Below are 19,380 nucleotides of genomic sequence, written 5' to 3'. Positions count from 1 at the left end.
CCATGGACAAGCACGAATTCCACCTATTGGCCTCGACCGAGCCGCTGCTCTACTTCGGCAAGCTGCCCTCGCGCGATGATTTCATCCGCAGCGAGAGTGGCGCCGTGGTGATCCAACCGCTAGACCGCTGGATCACCGTCAATCTTGAACAGCTGGCACTGGCACCGGACTGGAAGCAGCAATTCGACACCATGTCGCCGATCGACTTTGCCTTCATCGGCAAGCGCTCAAACAGCGTCTTGGCCGGGCGCATGAGCGGCAGCCATGATCGCGCCGGCAGACGCTACCCCTTCCTGATTGCCGGACATCTGCGCTCGGAGACGCCGCTCAAGCTGCTCCCCGTTCTGCCCCTGGTCTTGCTGCCCGCCTGGAGCGAGATGGATGAACTGCTGCAGGTCGCGCTGGCCGCCGCGCATATCGAGACCGCCCTGCAACGCATCGAGCAAGCCCGCCTGAGCATCGATACCGACAGCGACGGACTCGACGCGCGCTTTGCAAGCTATCTCCACAACACCAGCCTGAGCACGCTGCAAATCAGCGTGCGTGGCGCGGGTAACCCAGTCGATCTACGCAAGACCATCATCGCCCTGGGCCTGTTGCTGACACCGCTGCTGAGCCAGTCGGCCGGCAGTGCCACCAAGGGGCTGGCGCTGCCGCTCCCCGGCAACAATGGTGCCGCCGCCCTGGTCGCTGCCTTGTGGCTGAGCATGCTGGCACCGTTTCTGGCGCGCAGCGACTTTGATCTGAGCGTGCTGCGCGCCCAGCTTGCCGGTCGCCCGCAGCTGATCATCAGCTTCAATGGCGCACACCCGCGTGTCATCGAATCCATCCTCAATCCGGCGTGCGCTTTCGACAACAACATCGACATGTGTGCGGCCGACTGGGTCGAAGACTATATCGCCAGCGAGTACCCGCTGAACAAGCTGTCGAGCTACCTCTCGCTCCCCGATCTGTCGCTGGCGCAAGCCCTCCAGACCTTCAACGAAGTTTTCCTCGGAGCCTGATCATCATGCAGACGACGCCACGCCTTCGCCCACATCGTTCATCACGCCCGCTGTATCTGCTCGCGCTGCTGCTCATCGCAAGCCTGCTGCTGAGCGGCGGCAGGCCGGCCGCGGCACAAGGGCTGATCACCAATCCGCCCGGCAATGCAGGGGCCAAGCCGGTCATCGTCAGCGGTACGGTGCCCGACGAAGCGACGCGCCAGGCCATTCTGGCCAAAGTGCGCGCCATCTACGGTGCCGAGCGCGTGCTCGACCAGCTTGGCGTAGGCAAGGTCGTCGCGCCAGCCAACTGGTCGGAATACGTGCAAAAGCTGCTCACCCCAGAGCTGCAGCAAGTCAGCGCCGGCGCACTGAGCGTCGATGGCAACAATATTGTCGTGCGCGGCGAGATCAGCAACGAAGCGGCGCGCCAACAACTGGCCAGCAAGCTGGCCGCGCAGCTCAATCCGACCTGGGTGGTGAAGAACGGCTTGCGCGTCGGCGCCGGCGAACAGCAGTTGCTCGACAACACCCTGGCCGAGCGCATCATCGAATTCGAATCCGGCTCCAGCAAGCTCACCCCACGCGGCGCGCAGATTCTCGACGAGATGGCGAGCGCCATCCAGCGCGTGGGCAAGCAAAACATCCAGATCATCGGCCACACCGACAGCTCCGGCCATCCAGAGGCCAACCTGATCCTCTCGCAAGCACGTGCCGATGCCGTGCGGCGCTATCTGGTCAGCCGCAACGTCGCCGTCGAACGGCTCTCGGCCAAGGGCCTGGGCGCCGCAGAGCCGATTGCCAGCAATGCCAGCCCCGAAGGACGCGCGCGTAACCGGCGCATCGAGTTCCGCATCGCCGTCACCGAGGCCGCCACGGCCGGACAGCTGAGCACGGCCTCGCCGTCGGCGCTGATCGCTCAGCCCTGAGCCCAGAGCCCTTCACGCCCTGAATCAACATCAGCGAAACACACCATGACCGACTCACACATGCCCGCCCAAGCCCGCCAGGCCAGCGCCCGCCCCGAGCTCTTCCTGCGGCCAGCGGACGCACGCGCCGGCAGCGCGGCCGACCCCGCTCACATCAACGTGCTGGACGCGCTGGCCAGCGAGCTGCCCGACCCGCGGCAGCGGAACTGGCAAAGCCAGGGTGCGCTGCTGCTGGCGCTGTTGAGTCTGGTGCTCATCGCCATCCTCAGCGTACTGGTGTGGCGCGACAACCCTCCTTCCACCGATATGGCCGAAGCGCCGCACGCAGACACCACGCCAGCCGCTGTGCCGCCCGTCGCGGCGACGCAATCCGCTGCACAGCTATCCGATGACAGTCTTGCTGGCGCGGGCCTGCCGGCGCGGGTGGAAAACACGCCTGAAGCCAGCCCCGTCAATCCGCTCAGCAGCCTGAGCGAATCCCCCGCAGTCACGGTGCCCATCGGCAATACCGCCTTCCAGGCGCCCGCGGCCCGCAGCGCCGCAAAAAAGCATCAGGCGAGCGCCTCACATGGAAAGACAGGAAAACCTGCGAAGGCAGGCAAGGCCGCCAGCAAAGCCGAGCCGGCTCAAGCCGCGGCCAAAGACAAGAAACGCAATCCGCTCGCCACACTGAACGCAGCACCGGCAGGCAAACACAGCGCCGCTGCCGATACCGACGTGATGATCATCGAAGCGCTGATGACCACGCCCGCCGCCAAGTCCCTGGGCAAAGCCAGCGCAATGCCTGCCAGCGCAAGCCGTAAAGCGACGGGCGACACCCGTACAGAAACGCCTGGCACAGCGCAGCACACATCTGAACAGCCATCGGCCCTGCAGGTCGCGCGCAGCCAACTCAGCGATAGCGCCAATGAAAAGGCCAACGAACTGGTCAAGGAGAAAGCTTCTGCAGCGGGCGACAAACTCCTCAATACACTCAAGCTGACGCCATGAGCACCTCTGCCAACACCGCCCTTCCGGCCGGACTTACTGCCAGTCTGGGTGAGGCTGCCGCCAGCGTTTTGGCCAAGCGCCTCGCTTCGCAGCTGGAGAATCTGTTCGGCATCGATTCGAGCACGCGTCTCTACCGCCTTGAGCTGGAGCAAGGCGGTTCGGACTGGGCGCTGAATCTCGAAGCCTTCAGCGGCCAGGAAGCGCTCTCCACGCCCTATGCCTACGACATCATCGTGCTGTCGTCCAATGCCGGCATCCCGCTCAACAGCCTGGTCGGCCGCCAGCTGCGCTTCATGACACGCCTCTCCGACGGCGCCGATTTCGCCCGCTCCGGCTACATATCCCGCGTCGAGCGCCTCGCCGCCGATGGCAGCCTCAGCCGTTACCGCCTGCGTGTCGTACCCTGGCTGTGGCTCGCCACGCAACGCAGCGACTGCCGCGTCTTCCAGGACAAGACGGTGCTGGAGATCGTCGAAGCGGTCTTCTCGGCGTATGCGCCGCGTGCCCACTGGCAGCTTGCCGAGGGCGTCGAGTCCTTCATGGCCGATGCGCCCGTGCGCAGCTACTGCGTGCAGTACCGCGAGACCGACTTCGACTTCGTCACCCGCCTGCTGGCCGAGGAAGGCCTGGGTTACTGCTTCGTGGAGCGTGCCGATGTGGAACTGGCCTCAGAAACTGCCCACAGCCTGCTGATCTTCTCGGCCAATGATTCGTTGCCGGAGGATGTAGTTTCCGCTCATGCACTCGGAGGTTCTGGCATCCGCTTCCATCGCGCCGCCAGCCAGGAAGAGCAGGACGCCATCACCGCCTTTGGTGGCGAGCGCGTGCTCGCCGCCGCCCTCACCACCGCCTTGTCATGGGATTACAAAGCGAAGGCGGCGATCAGTGCCTCGCTGCCCACCACCCACCAGTTTGGCAGCGCACATGCGCCCCAGCTGGAGAGCTACGATGTGCCCGGCGCCTACGCCTTTGCCTCGGCCGCTGCGGCCGAACGCTATGTGCGCCTGGCGCAGGAGGCGCGTGAAGCACGCTACAAGCGCTTTGCCGGCACCGGCTCGGTACGCAGCTTCCGCCCCGGCCATCGCTTCGTGCTCAGCAATAGCCCGCTTGACCGGGAGGCGGCGCTGCGCAGCGAAGCACTCGAAGCCTCGGCGGCCAACGCTTCGCGTCATTTCCTGCTGCTCGCCGTGCAGCACGCGGGCATCAACAATCTGCCCAAGTCGCTCACCCAAGCTGCGACGACACTGGGCGATGTGAGCCACGCGCTGCCCGAAGCCGCCGCCGGGCTGATCGAGGCGGCGCGCGCACGCGGTTATGCCAACCATTTTGAAGCGCAGCGCGCCGCGGTGCCGTGGCGCCCGGTACTGATCGATGAGACCGGCCTGCGCATCAATCCGCGCCCCACGGCGCCCGGCGTGCAGACGGCCATCGTCGTCGGCCCCGAGGGCGAGACCATGCCCGGCGCCGCTGGCGAAATCCACACCGATGCGCTGCACCGCATACGTGTGCGCTTTCACTGGCAACGTAGCGCCGAGCATGGCGCGCCCCACACCACCTGGCTGCGCGTCGCCAGCCGCTACGCCGGCGCCGGTCTCGGGGCGCAGTTCGTGCCGCGCATCGGGCAAGAGGTGCTGGTCGGCTTTCTCGAAGGCGATATCGACCGCCCCATCGTGCTGGGCAGTCTGTTCAATGGTCAGGGCGATGGGGGCGTTGTGCCGACACCGGGCGAGCGTGGCGTCGAAGGGCGCGAAGCAGCCTTCAAGCAGGCGGCCGATCACCGCCCTGCCGCGCAAGGCAACCTCGCCGGCGGCAACAGCCCGGCCTGGCACGGCGAGGCCAGCGCCTACGGCGCGCAGCGCAATGCCGCCGCGCTGTCCGGCTTCAAGTCTGCAGAATTCAATCAACCCCACGCCGGCTACAGCCAGCTCGTCTTCGACGACACCGACGGCCAGCAACGCGTGCAACTGGCCACCACGCAAGCGGCCACGCAATTGAACCTGGGCCACCTCATCCATCAGTCCGACAACTACCGTGGCAACCACCGGGGCGATGGCTTCGAGCTGCGCAGCGATGCTTACGGCGCGGTGCGTGCGGCGCGCGGCGCACTGTTCACCACCTGGGGCATCGCCCATGCGCCCGACAAGACGCAGAGCGAACCGGCCGGCGACGCCACCGCAGCGATCGCGCTCTTCAAACAGGCGAGCGAGCTCACAAAGAACACCAGCCAGATCGCCACCACGCACAAGACAGTCGCCATCGCGTCAGCCCAGGGCAGCGGTGGCGCAAATCAGTCGGCCTTAAGCAAAGAAGCCGCGCCCCTGCCTGCGCAACATAAGAGTGTCGGCGGAATGGCCAAGGCCGATTCCCTGGACCCTGGCCCCTCGTCCCTAGCCCCTGATGGCGCCAAAGGCGCCATCCCGCACAGCACCGACGCCCTCCTCACCCTCGCCGCCAAGGGCGGCCTCGGCATGGTCGCCGGCCAAAGCCTGCAATGGGCCACCGGCGAAACCCTCACCTGGGCCAGCGGGCAAGACAGCAACTTCGCCCTAGCCAGCCACCTGCGCATCCACACCGGTCAAGCGCTGGGCGTCCTCAGCAGCGCCAAAGGCAGCGGCCACCTCAAAGCCATCGCCGCCAGCGGCCCCGTGCTCGCCCAGGCACAAGCCGACACCATGACCCTCGCAGCGAAGGAGCAGCTGAAGATGGTCTCCGTCTCCGGCAAATTCCTCGCCGCCTCCGCCAAGAAAATCCACCTCGCCGTTGCTGGCGGTGCCGCCATCACCATCGAGGGCGGCAACATCACGGTGCAGTGTCCGGGGGTGCTCACGGTGCATGCCAGTAACAAGTCGTTCAGTGGCCCGCAAAACTACAGCCAAGCGATGAACGCCTTGCCTCAGTCAACCGGTTTTGATGACGCCTACGTGGTCCGTAATCCCTCCACAGGCGCGCCCCTGGCAAACGCGACCGTAGAAATCACGCGTGGCGACGGTTCCAAACTACGCGTCAAAACCGACGCGACCGGCAAGACCCCGGTGCAAAAAAGCGAGTTTCTTGAGAGCGTCAGTCTGCGCGTTCTCGACTGATCCATACAGGTTAAGCCATGAGCGAAAACACCACGGTCATTCATCACACTCAAACCCTGCCCAATGGCGATGAAGTCGCACAGACCACTCTCACCAGTGCTGAGGATCAGCGCGAAAAAACTATTCTCGCTAAACCCTATGTCATTCCCGTATTGTTCCTGCCCGGCATCATGGGCACTAATCTGCGCAGCAAAGGAAGCAAGAAAAAAGCATGGCGCCCGCCCAATTCAGATGCATCGGGCGCCATGGATTTGATCGGACAGCTCTTTAGCTACGCCTTCAAAAGCACAGAAAAGCGCGCCGAAGAACTTACTACGCCTGCCGTTGAAATTGACCCTCGCGGCCCCATTGACACAGGCGACAGCGGTCTGCCCGAGAACGTACTGGTGGCACGCGGCTGGGGCAGCGTGATGCGCTCCTGCTATCACCCCTTTCTGGGACAACTGCAACACGAACTCAATCAGCTCTCTATCTTTGATTTCAAAGAATGCAAAGCAAAGCTGCAGGGCTGGGCGGCCCAGCACGGTGCTGACGCCCCCTCAGATTGGGGTGCAAACAGCAGCGGCGCCACACCACTGAGCGAGACTGAAATCCTGCATGCGGCGAATTACCAGTTCGACGTCTGGGCCGGTGGCTACAATTGGCTGCAAAGCAACCGCGACTCCGGCGCGGCGATCAAGGACTACATCGAAAACGTGATCCTGCCCTACTACAACGAAGGCAAGACGGTCACCGTCAAAGACACCCCAGACGGAAAAGGCAACGCCGCGTGCAGCATCCAGCGCAAGAAACCCACACGCCCGCGCGCGGAAGGCGTCATCGTTGTCACGCACTCAATGGGCGGTATGGTCAGTCGCGCACTGACCGAAATCCATCAGTGCGACAAAGTCCTGGGGGTCTCGCACGGCGTGCAGCCCGCCACCGGAGCCCCCGCCACCTACAAGCGTATGCGCTCAGGCTTCGAAGGTGCGGAACAGCTGTTCCTCGGCCGAAATGCTGCCGATGTGGTCGCCATCCTCAGCCAGGCCCCAGGCGGGCTGGAGCTGCTCCCCACAGCTGACTACAACGACGGCAAACCATGGCTCAAGGTTCGCGACAAGAACGGACAAGAGATTCTCGCCCTACCCAAAACCGGTAACCCCTACGACGAGATTTACACCTCACCTGTATGGTATGGCATGGTGCCGGAGATAAATGAAGGGTTGGTGAGTCCGAAGGCCAGCAGCTCGGGCCTTGTACCACAGGGAGCGAAAGAGGACCCAAACCTGGGTCGGAGCGAATTAAACAAAACAATAATGAAAGTTCGAGAGTTTCATAAGGCAATTGAGAAGAGATATAAAACACCGACCTACGCTCATTACTGCGCACAAGGCAAACGCGACAGCGTACAACAAGCCGGTGGGCTCTTTGGAACGGGCTTTCTGGCCAGCCAAAATCTGTTTAGCTGGGGCGAAGTGGCCTGGGAAGGCACAGGCGCCGCAACACTTGATCCAGCAAAGATCATCATTCAGGAAGATGATCAAAATGGAGAGCTCACCACCAGCACGGGGGTGAAACTTGGGATTGCCAAGCCCGACTGCCCCGGCGACGGCACCGTACCAATCTACTCAGGCGCAGCCCCGGGCAAGGCCGGCGTCACCATGAGCTTTGCACACGGCCATGGCAATCCCGGCAAATGTAACACCCGCTTTGGCTACGACCATCAGGGGAGCTATGGCGATGAGCGTGCGCTGTTCGCCAGCCTCTACGCCATCATCAAGATTGCTCAGCAAGCACAATGGCACCAGAAATGACGAAAGGACTCACCGTGAAACCAGGCTGGAAGACCTATGCCATCGGACGGCATCTTCTTGACGTGCCCGTAGATGCGAAGTTAATTGCTCAGTGGAAATTCATTCGACAGCCTTTCGAAGCATTTCTTATTCGCGACCAAGCGGACTTCGAGCGAATCGTTTCAAAACGCGAGGCTGAGCTTCGTGCGATGAAGCACGAAACTCGTGGCTCTATGTTCATTGAACGCATCAGCCATCCCGGAGGGAACGAGATGCTGATTTCCCAGGCAGACTCTGGTTTTGAGATACAACATCGATATGAGTGTTATTTTCGGGCAGAAAAAAAAGCCATTAAGTACTCTGGGGATTTTGACCCCAGCAAACGGCGCGTTGTGGTAGAAAATTTTCAGAGCATGCAGGATTGGCGTGTTGTCTCGCCCGGCATCATTCCAACCGAAATCGGCTTCGTCGCTGGTGAAATGCTGCTTGTAGATAAAGACTTCAACTACGAAAGCTGGTCGCTAGTCATCCAGCTTGCGGATAAGCCAGATGCATCATTGGAGGTCTCCTCCTTCGTTATCGGAAAAGTCGAACAGACCCTACGTCAGCGAGCCGGTGGCATCGTCACTGGCATGTTGGGTATGGCCATCGGTCTGTCGCGTCTGCGCAATCGCGAGCGCCCGGTCGGACCCATCTGGGCTGAAGAGATCTTGGTAGCGGGAACGCAGAACGGCAAGCGCGGCTATGGCTTCAAGTGGGAAGCGCCCGGCAAGTCACAATCGCTCAGCGAACCACAACTTAATGTCGAACTCGAAGTCAGCGAGAGTGCCTATAAAACCAATGCTCAGTCCTTCAAGAACGACGACGAAGCACTCGAACTGTGGGATACCCTGATCGATTCCATCCGCTTGCGCCCGGGGGCCGTATGATCTCGGCACTCCGTCGCTCACTTGTACTTGGCCTGCTTGGCCTCATGACATCCCCGGAACTGCTCGCAGCCGCCAGCACATCGGCAATCCGCATCCCCCCACATCATGCGATTCGCTATTTGTGCGGGCATGTCTTTGCGTCCAACCAAAAGCGACGCGGCGAGTAACCACCCTTGCCACCCGATGCTGTTCCCACCACGATCGTCCAGAGTAAGTGCGCAGTTCGTGCGGTAATCGCCCCATCGTGCTGGGCAGTCTGTTCAATGGTCAGGGCGATGGAGGCATTGCTCCGACACCGGGCGAGCGTGGCGGCGAAGGGCGCGAAGCGGCCTTCAAGCAGGCGGCCGATCACCGCCCTGCCGCGCAAGGCAACCTCGCCGGTGGCAACAGCCCCGCCTGGCACGGCGAGGCCAGCGCCTACGGTGCGCAGCGCAATGCCGGCGCGCTATCCGGCTTCAAGTCTGCAGAATTCAATCAAGCCCACGCCGGCTACAGCCAGCTGGTGTTTGACGACACCGACGGCCAGCAACGCATACAGCTGGCGACCACGCAGGCGAGCACGCAATTGAACCTCGGCCACCTCATCCATCAGGCCGACAACTATCGTGGCAGCCACCGGGGCGACGGCTTCGAGCTGCGCAGCGATGCTTACGGCGCGGTGCGCGCGGCGCGCGGCGCACTGTTCACCACCTGGGGCATCGCCCATGCGCCGGACAAGACGCAGAGCGAACCCGCCGGCGACGCCACCGCAGCGATCGCGCTCTTCAAACAGGCGAGCGAGCTGACGAAGAACACCAGCCAGATCGCCACCACGCACAAGACGGTCGCCGTCGCGTCAGCCCGGGGCAGCGCTGGCGCAAATCAGTCGGCCTTAAGCAAAGAAGCCGCGCCCCTGCCTGCGCAGCACAAGAGTGTCGGCGGAATGGCCAAGGCCGATTCCCTAGACCCTGGCCCCTCGTCCCTAGCCCCTGATGGCGCCAAAGGCGCCATCCCGCACAGCACCGACGCCCTCCTCACCCTCGCCGCCAAGGGCGGACTCGGCATGGTCGCCGGCCAGAGCCTGCAATGGGCCGCCGGCGAAACCCTCACCTGGGCCAGCGGGCAAGACAGCAACTTCGCCCTGGCCAGCCACCTGCGCATCCACACCGGTCAGGCGCTGGGCGTCCTCAGCAGCGCCAAAGGCAGCGGCCACCTCAAAGCCATCGCCGCCAGCGGCCCCGTGCTAGCGCAGGCACAGGCGGATGCGATGACGCTCGCCGCCAAAGAGCAACTGAAGATGGTCTCCGTCTCAGGAAAGCTCGACGTGGCGAGCCCGAAGAAGATTCACCTGGCAGTGGCAGGTGGATCAGCGATCACGATTGAGGGCGGGAACATCACGGTGCAGTGTCCGGGGGTGCTGACGGTGCATGCGTCCAACAAGAGCTTTGCGGGGGGGTGGGCGAGCCGAAGCCGAACTACCCGAACTCCCCGCCTCGGGGCTCGATTTGACCTACAGCCTCAGGTGGCAAGTGGTATCGGCTGTCACCGGAAAACCCTCCGCAAACGTTGATGTGGTTGCGCATGCTGTAGACCAAACCGCGAGTACACACAGCACCAGCGCAGACGGGCGAACCGCTCGCGCGAAGAATGCTGGCGAAGCCATGCAGTTCATGGCACTGGTAGGGAGCGGCGACTGGACAATCAACCTCACGCAACCCGATGAACCTGCTTCGCTGGATGAGACGGCTGAACCATTCCAGGACGATCAAGAAAGTGAAGAAGCATGACAACAGCTGCCCTCTACACGGTCCGCTCGGGTGACACGCTCGGCAAGATCGCGAATGCGCACCGCACCACCGTTAACGAGCTCGCGCGCCTAAACAACATCTCCGACCCCAATCGCATTGCGGTCGGTCAAGTCCTGAAACTGTCTGAGTCGCCGAAGGCTAAGCCTCCGGCAGTCGCCAAGCAAGACGACTGGGGAACCTTCTGGGCACAGTTCGTTGATGCGCTCAACAATCCGATTCAAGGCCTGAAGGTCGCGCTTCATCTTGGCGATGAACGCCTTGAATGCACAACCGATGCTAACGGCTGCTTGCCCGCTTACGCTGTGAGCAAACCCAACACTCCCATCACCATCACGGTCAAAAAATCTGATGGGGCAGAAAAGACGGTCGCCAAACTCGTCGCGCCTGCCGGTGAAACCCATGCTCGAATTGCCAGCCCGAAGGTGACCATAACAAGCGTCATGCGCAAACACGACGGTGCAACCCGCCCCCCTGCGCCAACAAAACCCGCCGAACCTGGCGAAGTCAAAGAGACTCGCAGTGCGGGCGGCAATCCGGTGCAGCAGGTTTCCCTGGAATGCCCGAATCCAGAAAATCTGAAGCTGGGCTCAAACTTCAAATACCGCGACATCGTTATCGCCGCAGCCAAGCGCGCAGGCGTCATTCCGCAAGCAGTAGCGGCGATCATGAATGCCGAAGCCGCGACTATCACCATCGTTCATCACATTCCTGTCATTGATCCGAAGACGAAGAAACAAAAGATTGGCAAAGACGGCAAACCTGTCTTCAAGACATTTAGAGAGAACACCGGAGAGTGGGATGCGAAATCAGCCTCTCCACGTTCCTCGGCAAGAGGTATGACCCAGTTTCTTGACGGGACCTGGCTTGGCATGGCTTGCACTGCGGGAACGTTCCTCAACGCCCGAGCCAAGAAAGAGCGCTGGCTCACGCAGACGACGATTGAAGTCAAGAAGGGGAAAAAAACCACAACCCAAACGGTGCAAGCCTTCCGGCTTGCCGACGATACACTGGTCACCAAAGCACCACTTGCGAACACGCTGAACAGGAAGTACGTCACCGGCCGAGCAAAGTCGAGCGACGCAAACCTGCAAAAGCTGCTCGACCTGAGATTCGAGCCGGAGTACGCCATACAAACAGCAGTGGACTATGGCATGCAGAATCTCAAGGGCTTGGAAGCGGCCGGTTACGAATTAAACGGACTAAGTGATGGAGATAAGGCGAAGTTGATGTATCTAACTCACCACCTTGGTCTTGGCGATGCTAAGTCCTTTATTCAGAACACCATTTCCGACAGCCGCGCTGAGTATCTGTTGAAGCAACAGATTGGGGGCAAGAAAGCAGACGTATATTTCGATGAAGAGGGAAGCTATATCAATGCCCACCGCAAGTGGTTGGCAGGATACATCGATGAAAAAATCGACACGAAGAAGTTCGTTTGCGCCCCCGACAAAAGCGCGGCAACCAAATTAATATCGACCACGGATTCAATAGCCAAAAAATGAAAACCGTCACACTAGTTTTTATTATTCTATTTTCGAACATCACATATGCGCTTACTCAAGAAGAGGCATGGGCTATTCACAGCACACCTCTAGGCACACTTGAGTTCAAATATGGAGAGAAGCTATCAAGAACAAATTTTGATGGCGTTTATCTTGATGGAATCAAAATTTACTCTGTGATTGGTCGGAAAGATGTATGGGACACTCCTATAAGTCTCTCCGAGGCCGCTGTCGATATTGTGAGATCGAACGGAAAGGTCGTACGTGACGAACGAGGGAGAGCCCGGATAAAGCGATTACTCTTATCTGAGTCGGGGATGTGCATTCACGAATATGTGATTATTGATTTAACAGGAAAATCCCCATTTGTATCGAATCGCTTCGGACACAATCCAACAGGGAAGTCCTGCTTCGAGCTGATAAGCACGAAATGGGGAGCCAAGAAATCTTACATAACAATATTTGGCCCATTGAAGTATATGTACACAACAGGCGAAGACGTCATCGGGCCTGTCGAATAAAACGCTGCTGCTCAAGCAGCCATGAGACTCAAGCTTGAGCCGCTCTTCGGCATACATCTTCTTCAGACGCCGATTCTCATCTTCAAGCTTTTGAGCCGTGCCATCAGCGATAGCTTCCATGCAGCCAAATTTGGCGCGCCACTTGTAGAACGTCGCCGAGCGCATACCGTGCTCGTGGCACAGTTCAGGTACCGGCGCGCCACCTTCGACTTGCTTGAGCGAGCTTGCGAAGGCAAAAGAACTTCTTGAACAGATTCGAGCGCATGTCATGGCGGCGAACAAGAAAGGTTAAAGATGAAAGTACTGCTCGAAGAGTTCAATCTCGTGCGCTATGCGATTGAGTTCGACACGGACTCTCTCGCGTCTCGCCGCATTGAAAGATCAGAGTTACCTCCCGATGCTTTTTCGTGGAGCAACGAAAACTCACCTATTGACGGTTGCTTTGCGGACATTGGTAACGAAAGAGTCTATTTGTACGGCGTCCCATCGGACTCACCAAACGTTTACGGGAGGCCATACCGTGAGCTTTTTCAGGCCTCATCCGGAGACAAAATTGAGATAAAACCCGGCCTGCGCTGCGAGTTTGAACCACGCATTGATTTGCCCTCTGGAAACGGAGAGCGGTGGATCGAATTCCGACTTCTGGATCACGACAGCGGACAACTTCGCTACAAAGCCATCTACGACGCCGCGCCGATTCTTTATGGCTACTGGAACGACTTCACTTTTCCGATTGAGTACAAGGACTGGGATTTCTACGCACAGCTCAAGGATTTTGTTGACCAAGACCAACTCGCCGCCGAACGCGTCGCCCAAGGGCTACCACCAAGCCCCTACGGAAACGCTGACGAAGTACCAGAGGAAGAACCCGCGCCTGTACCAGAGCTGCCTTTCGAACTGCCGCCGCGCGCCGAGAGCGAAGCCTTATGCCCACGTAGTGGCATGTGGGGTGTCGTCGGTGACTTGAATGCGCGTCAGCGCATTGAGGAAGGCTCACCCATCCCGTTGCACCAAGGCCTCAAGGTCGACTGGGTATGGTTGGAAAGGTAGCCGACTCAATGGTGGATTTACAAAAATCCTGGCAAATCATGTGGCTCTCGCTCGGCGCAAAGACAGAGAGCGATCGGCTCTTGAGCATGCTGCTTGATGCTTACTCCGAACCACATCGGCACTATCACACGCTGCAACACTTGACCGAGTGCATCGACTGGCTCAACCAGTCCCGCCACCTTGCCGCGTCCCCAGCCGAAATCGAGGCTGCCTTGTGGTTTCACGACGCCATCTACGATTGCGAGCGCCACGACAACGAAGAGCGGAGTGCTGAATGGGCACTGAGTGCCTTGCTATCTGCGGGCGTCTCGGCCCCAACTGCGTCACGCGTTGCAGACCTCGTCATCAGTACCAAGCATGCAGAACAGCCCGCAGCGCCAGATGCCCAACTGCTTGTCGACATCGACCTGGCCATCCTTGGAGCCTCGCCCTCCAGGTTTGAAGAGTACGAGCAACAAATCCGGGCTGAATACTCGTTTGTGCCAGATGCCACGTTTAAAGTAAAACGCCTTGAAATTTTATCCGCACTGGCCGCAAGGCCCTGCATATATGGTTCGCCGTTTTTCCAAGCACGACTTGAGAGTCAGGCACGAGAAAATCTGCAAAAAGTCTGCCGCGTTTGCCTGGAGAGTCAGAATACTTGAGACGCCCTGAGCCAGCCTTTACGTGAGAGCTGACTCCGCATCGATGAAGTTGACCAGCACTTCACTGCCAATGCGTGGCGTGAAGTGCACACAGAGACCTCAGACAGTTGTTGATCATCGATTCAGCAGCTTTACTTGGTGGGTAAAGCCTGACTGGAGCAGGCTCGAAGCGCCTTGCGCGCATCCGGAATGGTTTCGTAGCGATTCGGATTCTTCAAGCACGCATCATCTTGCTCAACCAGAATCTTGCCGCCCTCTTCGCGCAGACGGAACAAGGACGTCATGCGCATCCAGTTCGCACCGACCTCACTGGCTTTGCTCGCAGCCTTGCGATCTATCGGAAAGTACTGAGAGGTCACAAGCAACTCGTTGCGCGTCTTGTCATAAACACCCATCGCCGGCATGGCATTGCAGAACACCTCGGAAGACTCGTTGATCCGGATTCTGAAGGCTCCTACGGGCTGATACTTCGCATTGAAAAACAACAAGTGACAGGAGTACTTGTAGCGCTGCCCCTGCTCGCACTGGTACGTTGGCTGACCCGAGTAGTCTTTGGGTGTGCATACCTCATCAGGGCGGTCTTTTGCCATGAAGCTAAGGGGTTGGATGTAGTACTTGGTCTCTCCAAAGTAAAGCTGAAACGCCAACGAGTTAGCCGGCTTCCCCCAGCCTGTCGCTACGTCGACGGCGTTGAATTGCTTTGCATACTCCAACGCAGCAGGTTCAAGCGGTGAGGCCTCGTCTGCAATCGGATTTACGTTGTAGTCAGCTTTCCACTCGCTGGACAAGCGCAAATCCGCCTGTGCTGGCGTCGCCAACAACGCAAAAAATGAGGCCATCCCTCCAAGGAAAAAATTAAGCCGATTTTTTGAGACGTTCATATGCCGCTTTCAGCTTGGTATCGTAGTCGTAAGTTTTGTAGCCGGGCCCGTTGTAGTTAAACGCAATCAGAGCCCAGTCCTTTTTCTTTACTGCATCATGAAGTGAAATTTCTTTACCCAACTTCTTGTTCTTCGGATTCTTCCAAGCTTGAGGTTTCTTACGAATGAACCCCGCGAGCAAACCGATTTGCTCAGCATCTGATGTGCACATTTTCTTAACGAACACGCCAATACTAGGTGCGCCGCACAACTCGTAATTCGCTCCCATAATCTGAAACTTGCCCCACGAACATGACTTCAGCGCTGCTGCGGCATCCAGCCTATATGCGTTGATCAGTCGAAGGTACGCGCTGGCGTAGCTACCGTACACGTCATCGTCGTCAATCTTACCGTCCGACATTTTCTTGTCTTTCTCGCCGATCTGGCTCTTTTTCCGATAACCAGTCGGCCAAGAAATATCGGGATGATCCTTGTCGTGCTGGCCACTCGTTTCCTTGCTGAAGTAGTGACGCTCGTAGAGGATAGCCGGGATGTTTTCTCCATCCGCTTTGTTTAAACGCCAGAAGGCATAGCGCCCCCCGCTTTCGACCTCTGCAATGGCTTTAAGAACTTCCGGCTCGCAATCAATTCCAGCTGCAGTATCCTTCCACTCCTTCTCAGTAATTTCGCCTCCCTTATAGTTCGCAAAAAAGTCCAACAAGCCCTGTGGAATGTCGACGCCAACTTCGATGACTGACTGCCCTTGCTTGGCCTTCGTCTTCTTCGTTTTAACCGCTGGATTGTTTTTGGTCGGAGCGCCGGTAGGCTTTGTCGGAAGCGGCGCCTGCTTTGCATCTTTCGCTGATTTTGCTGGCTGCTCCTCTTTCGGCTTTGTTGGAGCCGCAGGAGGATGCTTTTCTGTAGTTCCTTTTATAACGATTGCCCCGCTCACGAGTGTCAGCAACTTGTGCCCATAGTCAGATGCGGTTTTGCAAATGCTGATCCAGTCTCCGCGAAGATCTTGCACCAGGACTTCAACGGATGACTTCGCATCTTTGGTGACAACCGTATCCACCCGGCCATTCGTCGCTGTCTTGCCCGCGACCGTCTTGCCATCGAAGCGGACTTTGTAGGGCAAATTCTCAATAGGACTGCGCAAGGCATCCAAGAACACGACACTGACACCAAATGCACTTCTCTCAGAAAGGTACAAGGACTGACCGACACTAATTCGGTTAGCGTCCTTGATGCCATTCCATCGCATCAAGTCCTGCACAGACTGTCCAGATTGCTTTGCAATCGCACCGAGCGTATCGCCCGACTTGACGAGATATGGATCGGTAACGGTTCCTGCGGTCATTGGTCGTCCTCCTCTGCCCCCGCGCTTTCGGCTTCAGGCACCGCAATATCAATACTTTGTTCGACGGCCCACCCGGACCGCAAAGCTACTGCATAACGCAGATCTGTCGGGGCTTCTGTCAAATAGCTTCGAGTGAACAACTCATCGCAAGGCACGGACTCCCCAGCTACTTGAGTTTTGTCCTTGAACACTTGAACGCTAAGGCCGCTGAACGGGAGCCATTGCGACGGGTACTCCGCAAATCCAAGTGCCTGACTGAACACGTCAGGGGCCAGGCTCGGATGATCTACGCCAGCAGGCACAACATCGGCGAAACCACTCGGCAGCTCACCCAAACTCGCCGCACTGGAGCCCCCACCCGCCATCACATGACTCGCCCCCTTGGCCGTGAAGTTACCCGGACACGCAAAGGTGATTTTCGCGCCTTCGAGGGTGATCGACGACTGGCCCGCCTGCAGCACGATCTTGGAGCTGGCGAGGATGTGGATTTCATCGTTCGATGAGGTGACGGTGACGTTCTGGTCGGCCAGCACTTCGAGCGGGCCGTCGTGCGACTGGATGCTCAGCGGAGCGTTGGCGGCGATGGCTTTGATGCCGCCGGCGTGGGTGTAGAGGCTGGTGGCCTCTCCCGAGACAAGGCTGGCGGTGTGCTGGGCGGTGATCTGGGTGTCGGCTTGTACGCTGGTGCTGAGTTGTTCGCCGGCAAACAGTGTGGCGCTTTGCGGTGTAGTGAGGGCGATGCTGGCCGGGGCTTCGATGAGGATGGCGGGGGCGGTGAAGGGTTTGCTTTCGTCGTCGGGCATGCCTTTGCCTGCCCTCTCCCCCTCTCCCGCTTGCGGGAGAGGGGCGCTAATCACTGCGCGGAAGGCGTCGATCTGCTTGGCTTGGGCGAGCGGGTCGGCTTCGGATTGGCTGGCTGCGTCGGAGAGTCGGTTGGCGACATCAAACGCGGCTTTGAGCTGGCCTGCGGCTTCAGCGGTGTCGAGCTGGGTGCTGCTGGCGTGCTGGCGCGCGGTGGTGGAGAGGAGCATGCCCTGGGCTGCACGGGTGATGCTCCAGCCGTCGGTGCGCAGTTCAAACCCTTGGCCGCGATAGGTGCCTCGCTGGCTACTGGTGGGCGTCTGGTGGATGAGGTAGCCGAGGTTGAGTTCGCTGCGGGCGAAGCTGGTGGCCAGCCGCGTGCGCAGCTGGCCGGTGGCGTCGTCGAGCTGCCATTGGCTCCAGCCGGCGCCGTCCAGCGTCGGCGCATGAAAACCGGCCAGAACACCGGGATGGTTGGCGCTGCTGCCTTCGCCAGCGGGCCAGGGTGGCGCGTCCTGGCCGTTGTAGAGCCCGGCGACAACCAGCGGATGGTCGGGGTCTCCATTGATGAAGTCGACCAGCACTTCACTGCCAATGCGCGGCGTGAAGACGCTGCCCCAGTGGGGACCGGCGAGGGCCTCACTGACGCGCACCCAGGTGCCGTTGGCCTCATCTCCCGTCGCGCGCTCGGTGGCGCTGCTCAATCCACCAGCAAGCGGCACGGCGCCACGCTGCCAGGGAAACTGGATCTTGATGCGGTGATCGCGCTCGCTGTGGGTGCCGCTGCCCGGATGGGCCTTGGCACTGCCGACAACGATGGCTGTCTGCAAGCCGGGCAGGCGTGGGCGCGGCAAGGGCATGGGGACCAGCGGCAAGGACGCGGAGACGCAGCGGGCGCGATTGCGATAGCTGCCCCGCCCGGTCACGGCTGCGTCGTCGATGCGCGTCTGCAGTTGCGGGGCGTGGCTGGCCTGACTGTCAAGATTGTCGAGCGCTTCATGCTCGACCTCCAGCACGCAAAAGCGCGCCTCCTCGCCGCTGAAGTGCGGATGCTGCATCACCGTGAAACAGCTGCCGGCCGCCAGCTGACGTACGCTACCGGCCACGCGCTGGCTGCGTGCAGCAAGCGCCAGATACTGCGCACGCAGGTGCGCAGCGCGTTCGGCTGCGGCGGCATCGGCATAACAGGCGAGCGCCGCGCCCTCCCAGTCTTCCAGCGTCGGTACTTCGCCCAGCGCGAGCAGGCCATCATCGATGCCGGCGCTGCCGGCGTGCGCCAGCAATTGGCGCGCATCCCAGCCGGCACGCGCCACGCTGTTGGTGCCGACACGCTGTGCGCTCTCCCAGCGCTGCAGAGTGTCGCTCGCCTCCGAGGCATCGACGCGGTGGTAGCGGATCTGCGACTGGGCGCACTCCGGCAAGGGCGTCTGCGCATCAAAGACGATCAGCGTGTGCCGCGTTCCGCCGGGCTCGCCGTCAAGACCTTCAGACTGATCATGCTCGAAGCGATAGCTCAAGCCTTCCTCAGCCAGCAAGCGACAGGCGAAGCTCAGATCGGTCTCGCGGTACTGGGTCGTCAGCGCACGCACCGCCAGCATTTGCTGATGCTGAAACTCGAAACGCGCCAACGGGTAGTCGGCAAACAGACTGCGCAGAATGTCCTCCGCCGTCTGGTCCTGGAAGATGCGGCTGTTGCGCCGCTGGCCGAGCAAGGCAAACCAGGGTTCTAGCCTCAAACGATAGCGCGCCAGGCCGCCATCGGCACCGAGCTGGGCGGCTGCCGTGACGATGCCATGCCAGCTGCGCCGCTGCCCCGTTGCCAGCAACAAACTGACGCTCAGCTCTTCACCAATCAGGCGTGCCAGCGATAAGTGTGCACTGCTCGACAGACAATCGATCTCGAAACGATAGGGTGCCGACACAGCTTCACGTCCGTGCAGACGTTCAGCAATCAGCGCGGCATCGGGCAAAGGCGTGCGCAGATTGATCAGACGCGCATGCTGCGAGAGCGCTTTGAGAAACAGCTCCCGGCTTGGCAAGGCCTGTTGTGCGGCAGCGGCCAGTGCCGCGGCCGTTGAAGAAGCAATTGCATTCATTGTTGAAGCGGACATGGAATTCCCGACAAACACACCCGGCCAAGCACTTCGCCGGGGACGGTACTACAGCAGA

At 60.0% G+C, this 19,380-nt stretch carries 15 protein-coding genes and 1 pseudogene; 12 read left to right on the top strand and 4 right to left on the bottom strand.

The genetic code is table 11. From position 1 onward, the window contains the following. The first annotated feature begins 2 nt into the window (after window positions 1-2). The 10 genes from tagF to ABDB84_RS14180 all read left to right on the top strand — a co-directional run bounded on the left by tagF (window position 3) and on the right by ABDB84_RS14180 (window position 12,496). A complete protein-coding gene (gene tagF / locus ABDB84_RS14225; RefSeq protein WP_345920413.1) occupies window positions 3-1,004 on the top strand; it encodes a type VI secretion system-associated protein TagF in 1,002 nt (333 codons plus the stop codon). A gap of 5 nt (window positions 1,005-1,009) precedes the next feature. Beyond that, window positions 1,010-1,912 carry an OmpA family protein gene (locus ABDB84_RS14220; protein ID WP_345920412.1) on the top strand — a complete coding sequence of 301 codons (903 nt, stop codon included), beginning with the start codon at window positions 1,010-1,012 and terminating at the stop codon, window positions 1,910-1,912. 45 nt (window positions 1,913-1,957) lie between these two features. Next, window positions 1,958-2,902, top strand: coding sequence for a hypothetical protein (locus ABDB84_RS14215; RefSeq protein ID WP_345920411.1), 945 nt, complete (start codon window positions 1,958-1,960; stop codon window positions 2,900-2,902). Next, the gene (locus ABDB84_RS14210) at window positions 2,899-5,985 is read left to right on the top strand and encodes a type VI secretion system Vgr family protein (protein WP_345920410.1); all 3,087 of its coding nucleotides are present in this window, start codon (window positions 2,899-2,901) and stop codon (window positions 5,983-5,985) included. Before ABDB84_RS14215 ends, ABDB84_RS14210 begins: the two co-directional genes overlap by 4 nt. A gap of 17 nt (window positions 5,986-6,002) precedes the next feature. Beyond that, window positions 6,003-7,778, top strand: coding sequence for an alpha/beta hydrolase family protein (locus ABDB84_RS14205; RefSeq protein WP_345920409.1), 1,776 nt, complete (start codon window positions 6,003-6,005; stop codon window positions 7,776-7,778). Next, window positions 7,775-8,686, top strand: a complete 912-nt coding sequence (locus tag ABDB84_RS14200; RefSeq protein ID WP_345920408.1) for a T6SS immunity protein Tli4 family protein — start codon at window positions 7,775-7,777, stop codon at window positions 8,684-8,686. Before ABDB84_RS14205 ends, ABDB84_RS14200 begins: the two co-directional genes overlap by 4 nt. Window positions 8,687-8,900: 214 nt before the next feature. After that, a complete protein-coding gene (locus ABDB84_RS14195) occupies window positions 8,901-10,235 on the top strand; it encodes a DUF2345 domain-containing protein (RefSeq protein WP_345920407.1) in 1,335 nt (444 codons plus the stop codon). 91 nt (window positions 10,236-10,326) lie between these two features. Further along, window positions 10,327-10,452 carry a hypothetical protein gene (locus tag ABDB84_RS14190; RefSeq protein ID WP_345920406.1) on the top strand — a complete coding sequence of 42 codons (126 nt, stop codon included), beginning with the start codon at window positions 10,327-10,329 and terminating at the stop codon, window positions 10,450-10,452. Further along, window positions 10,449-11,975 carry a LysM peptidoglycan-binding domain-containing protein gene (locus ABDB84_RS14185; protein ID WP_345920405.1) on the top strand — a complete coding sequence of 509 codons (1,527 nt, stop codon included), beginning with the start codon at window positions 10,449-10,451 and terminating at the stop codon, window positions 11,973-11,975. Before ABDB84_RS14190 ends, ABDB84_RS14185 begins: the two co-directional genes overlap by 4 nt. Continuing rightward, window positions 11,972-12,496: a hypothetical protein gene (locus ABDB84_RS14180; protein ID WP_345920560.1), complete on the top strand. Its 525-nt coding sequence runs from the start codon at window positions 11,972-11,974 to the stop codon at window positions 12,494-12,496. Before ABDB84_RS14185 ends, ABDB84_RS14180 begins: the two co-directional genes overlap by 4 nt. Before the next feature lie 27 nt (window positions 12,497-12,523). Here ABDB84_RS14180 and ABDB84_RS14175 read toward each other — a convergent pair. After that, window positions 12,524-12,766: pseudogene (locus ABDB84_RS14175) on the bottom strand (transposase); the annotation flags it as partial. Window positions 12,767-12,790: 24 nt separating this feature from the next. On the opposite strand from ABDB84_RS14175, the gene ABDB84_RS14170 reads away from it, so the two are divergent. Together ABDB84_RS14170 and ABDB84_RS14165 are read left to right on the top strand one after the other, a co-directional pair. Next, the gene (locus ABDB84_RS14170) at window positions 12,791-13,546 is read left to right on the top strand and encodes a hypothetical protein (RefSeq protein WP_345920404.1); all 756 of its coding nucleotides are present in this window, start codon (window positions 12,791-12,793) and stop codon (window positions 13,544-13,546) included. A gap of 8 nt (window positions 13,547-13,554) precedes the next feature. Continuing rightward, window positions 13,555-14,190: an HD domain-containing protein gene (locus tag ABDB84_RS14165; RefSeq protein WP_345920403.1), complete on the top strand. Its 636-nt coding sequence runs from the start codon at window positions 13,555-13,557 to the stop codon at window positions 14,188-14,190. Window positions 14,191-14,321: 131 nt separating this feature from the next. Here ABDB84_RS14165 and ABDB84_RS14160 read toward each other — a convergent pair whose 3' ends face one another. The 3 genes from ABDB84_RS14160 to ABDB84_RS14150 are packed head-to-tail and all read right to left on the bottom strand — an operon-like array spanning window position 14,322 to window position 19,322. Further along, a complete protein-coding gene (locus ABDB84_RS14160) occupies window positions 14,322-15,071 on the bottom strand; it encodes a hypothetical protein (RefSeq protein WP_345920402.1) in 750 nt (249 codons plus the stop codon). Beyond that, window positions 15,046-16,410: a LysM peptidoglycan-binding domain-containing protein gene (locus ABDB84_RS14155; protein ID WP_345920401.1), complete on the bottom strand. Its 1,365-nt coding sequence runs from the start codon at window positions 16,408-16,410 to the stop codon at window positions 15,046-15,048. The genes ABDB84_RS14160 and ABDB84_RS14155 overlap by 26 nt, the downstream gene beginning before the upstream one ends. Continuing rightward, entirely contained in the window at window positions 16,407-19,322 is a 2,916-nt protein-coding gene (locus tag ABDB84_RS14150; protein ID WP_345920400.1) for a type VI secretion system Vgr family protein, read from the bottom strand. Before ABDB84_RS14150 ends, ABDB84_RS14155 begins: the two co-directional genes overlap by 4 nt. Window positions 19,323-19,380 lie beyond the last annotated feature (58 nt).

The sequence above is a fragment of the Uliginosibacterium sediminicola genome (genome assembly GCF_039631295.1).
In the GTDB taxonomy this organism is placed as follows: domain Bacteria; phylum Pseudomonadota; class Gammaproteobacteria; order Burkholderiales; family Rhodocyclaceae; genus Viridibacterium; species Viridibacterium sediminicola.
This window is presented reverse-complemented; position numbering and strand designations above follow the sequence as displayed.

Bases quoted from the DNA above. Each gene is read 5' to 3' on its own strand.
- ABDB84_RS14220 (WP_345920412.1), top strand. From the start codon at position 1,010: ATGCAGACGACGCCACGCCTTCGCCCACATCGTTCATCACGCCCGCTG.
- ABDB84_RS14200 (WP_345920408.1), top strand. From the start codon at position 7,775: ATGACGAAAGGACTCACCGTGAAACCAGGCTGGAAGACCTATGCCATC.
- ABDB84_RS14170 (WP_345920404.1), top strand. From the start codon at position 12,791: ATGAAAGTACTGCTCGAAGAGTTCAATCTCGTGCGCTATGCGATTGAG.
- ABDB84_RS14165 (WP_345920403.1), top strand. From the start codon at position 13,555: ATGGTGGATTTACAAAAATCCTGGCAAATCATGTGGCTCTCGCTCGGC.
- ABDB84_RS14185 (WP_345920405.1), top strand. From the start codon at position 10,449: ATGACAACAGCTGCCCTCTACACGGTCCGCTCGGGTGACACGCTCGGC.
- ABDB84_RS14205 (WP_345920409.1), top strand. From the start codon at position 6,003: ATGAGCGAAAACACCACGGTCATTCATCACACTCAAACCCTGCCCAAT.
- ABDB84_RS14210 (WP_345920410.1), top strand. From the start codon at position 2,899: ATGAGCACCTCTGCCAACACCGCCCTTCCGGCCGGACTTACTGCCAGT.
- ABDB84_RS14180 (WP_345920560.1), top strand. From the start codon at position 11,972: ATGAAAACCGTCACACTAGTTTTTATTATTCTATTTTCGAACATCACA.
- ABDB84_RS14190 (WP_345920406.1), top strand. From the start codon at position 10,327: ATGCAGTTCATGGCACTGGTAGGGAGCGGCGACTGGACAATCAACCTC.
- ABDB84_RS14155 (WP_345920401.1), bottom strand. From the start codon at position 16,410: ATGACCGCAGGAACCGTTACCGATCCATATCTCGTCAAGTCGGGCGAT.
- tagF (WP_345920413.1), top strand. From the start codon at position 3: ATGGACAAGCACGAATTCCACCTATTGGCCTCGACCGAGCCGCTGCTC.
- ABDB84_RS14215 (WP_345920411.1), top strand. From the start codon at position 1,958: ATGACCGACTCACACATGCCCGCCCAAGCCCGCCAGGCCAGCGCCCGC.
- ABDB84_RS14150 (WP_345920400.1), bottom strand. From the start codon at position 19,322: ATGTCCGCTTCAACAATGAATGCAATTGCTTCTTCAACGGCCGCGGCA.
- ABDB84_RS14160 (WP_345920402.1), bottom strand. From the start codon at position 15,071: ATGAACGTCTCAAAAAATCGGCTTAATTTTTTCCTTGGAGGGATGGCC.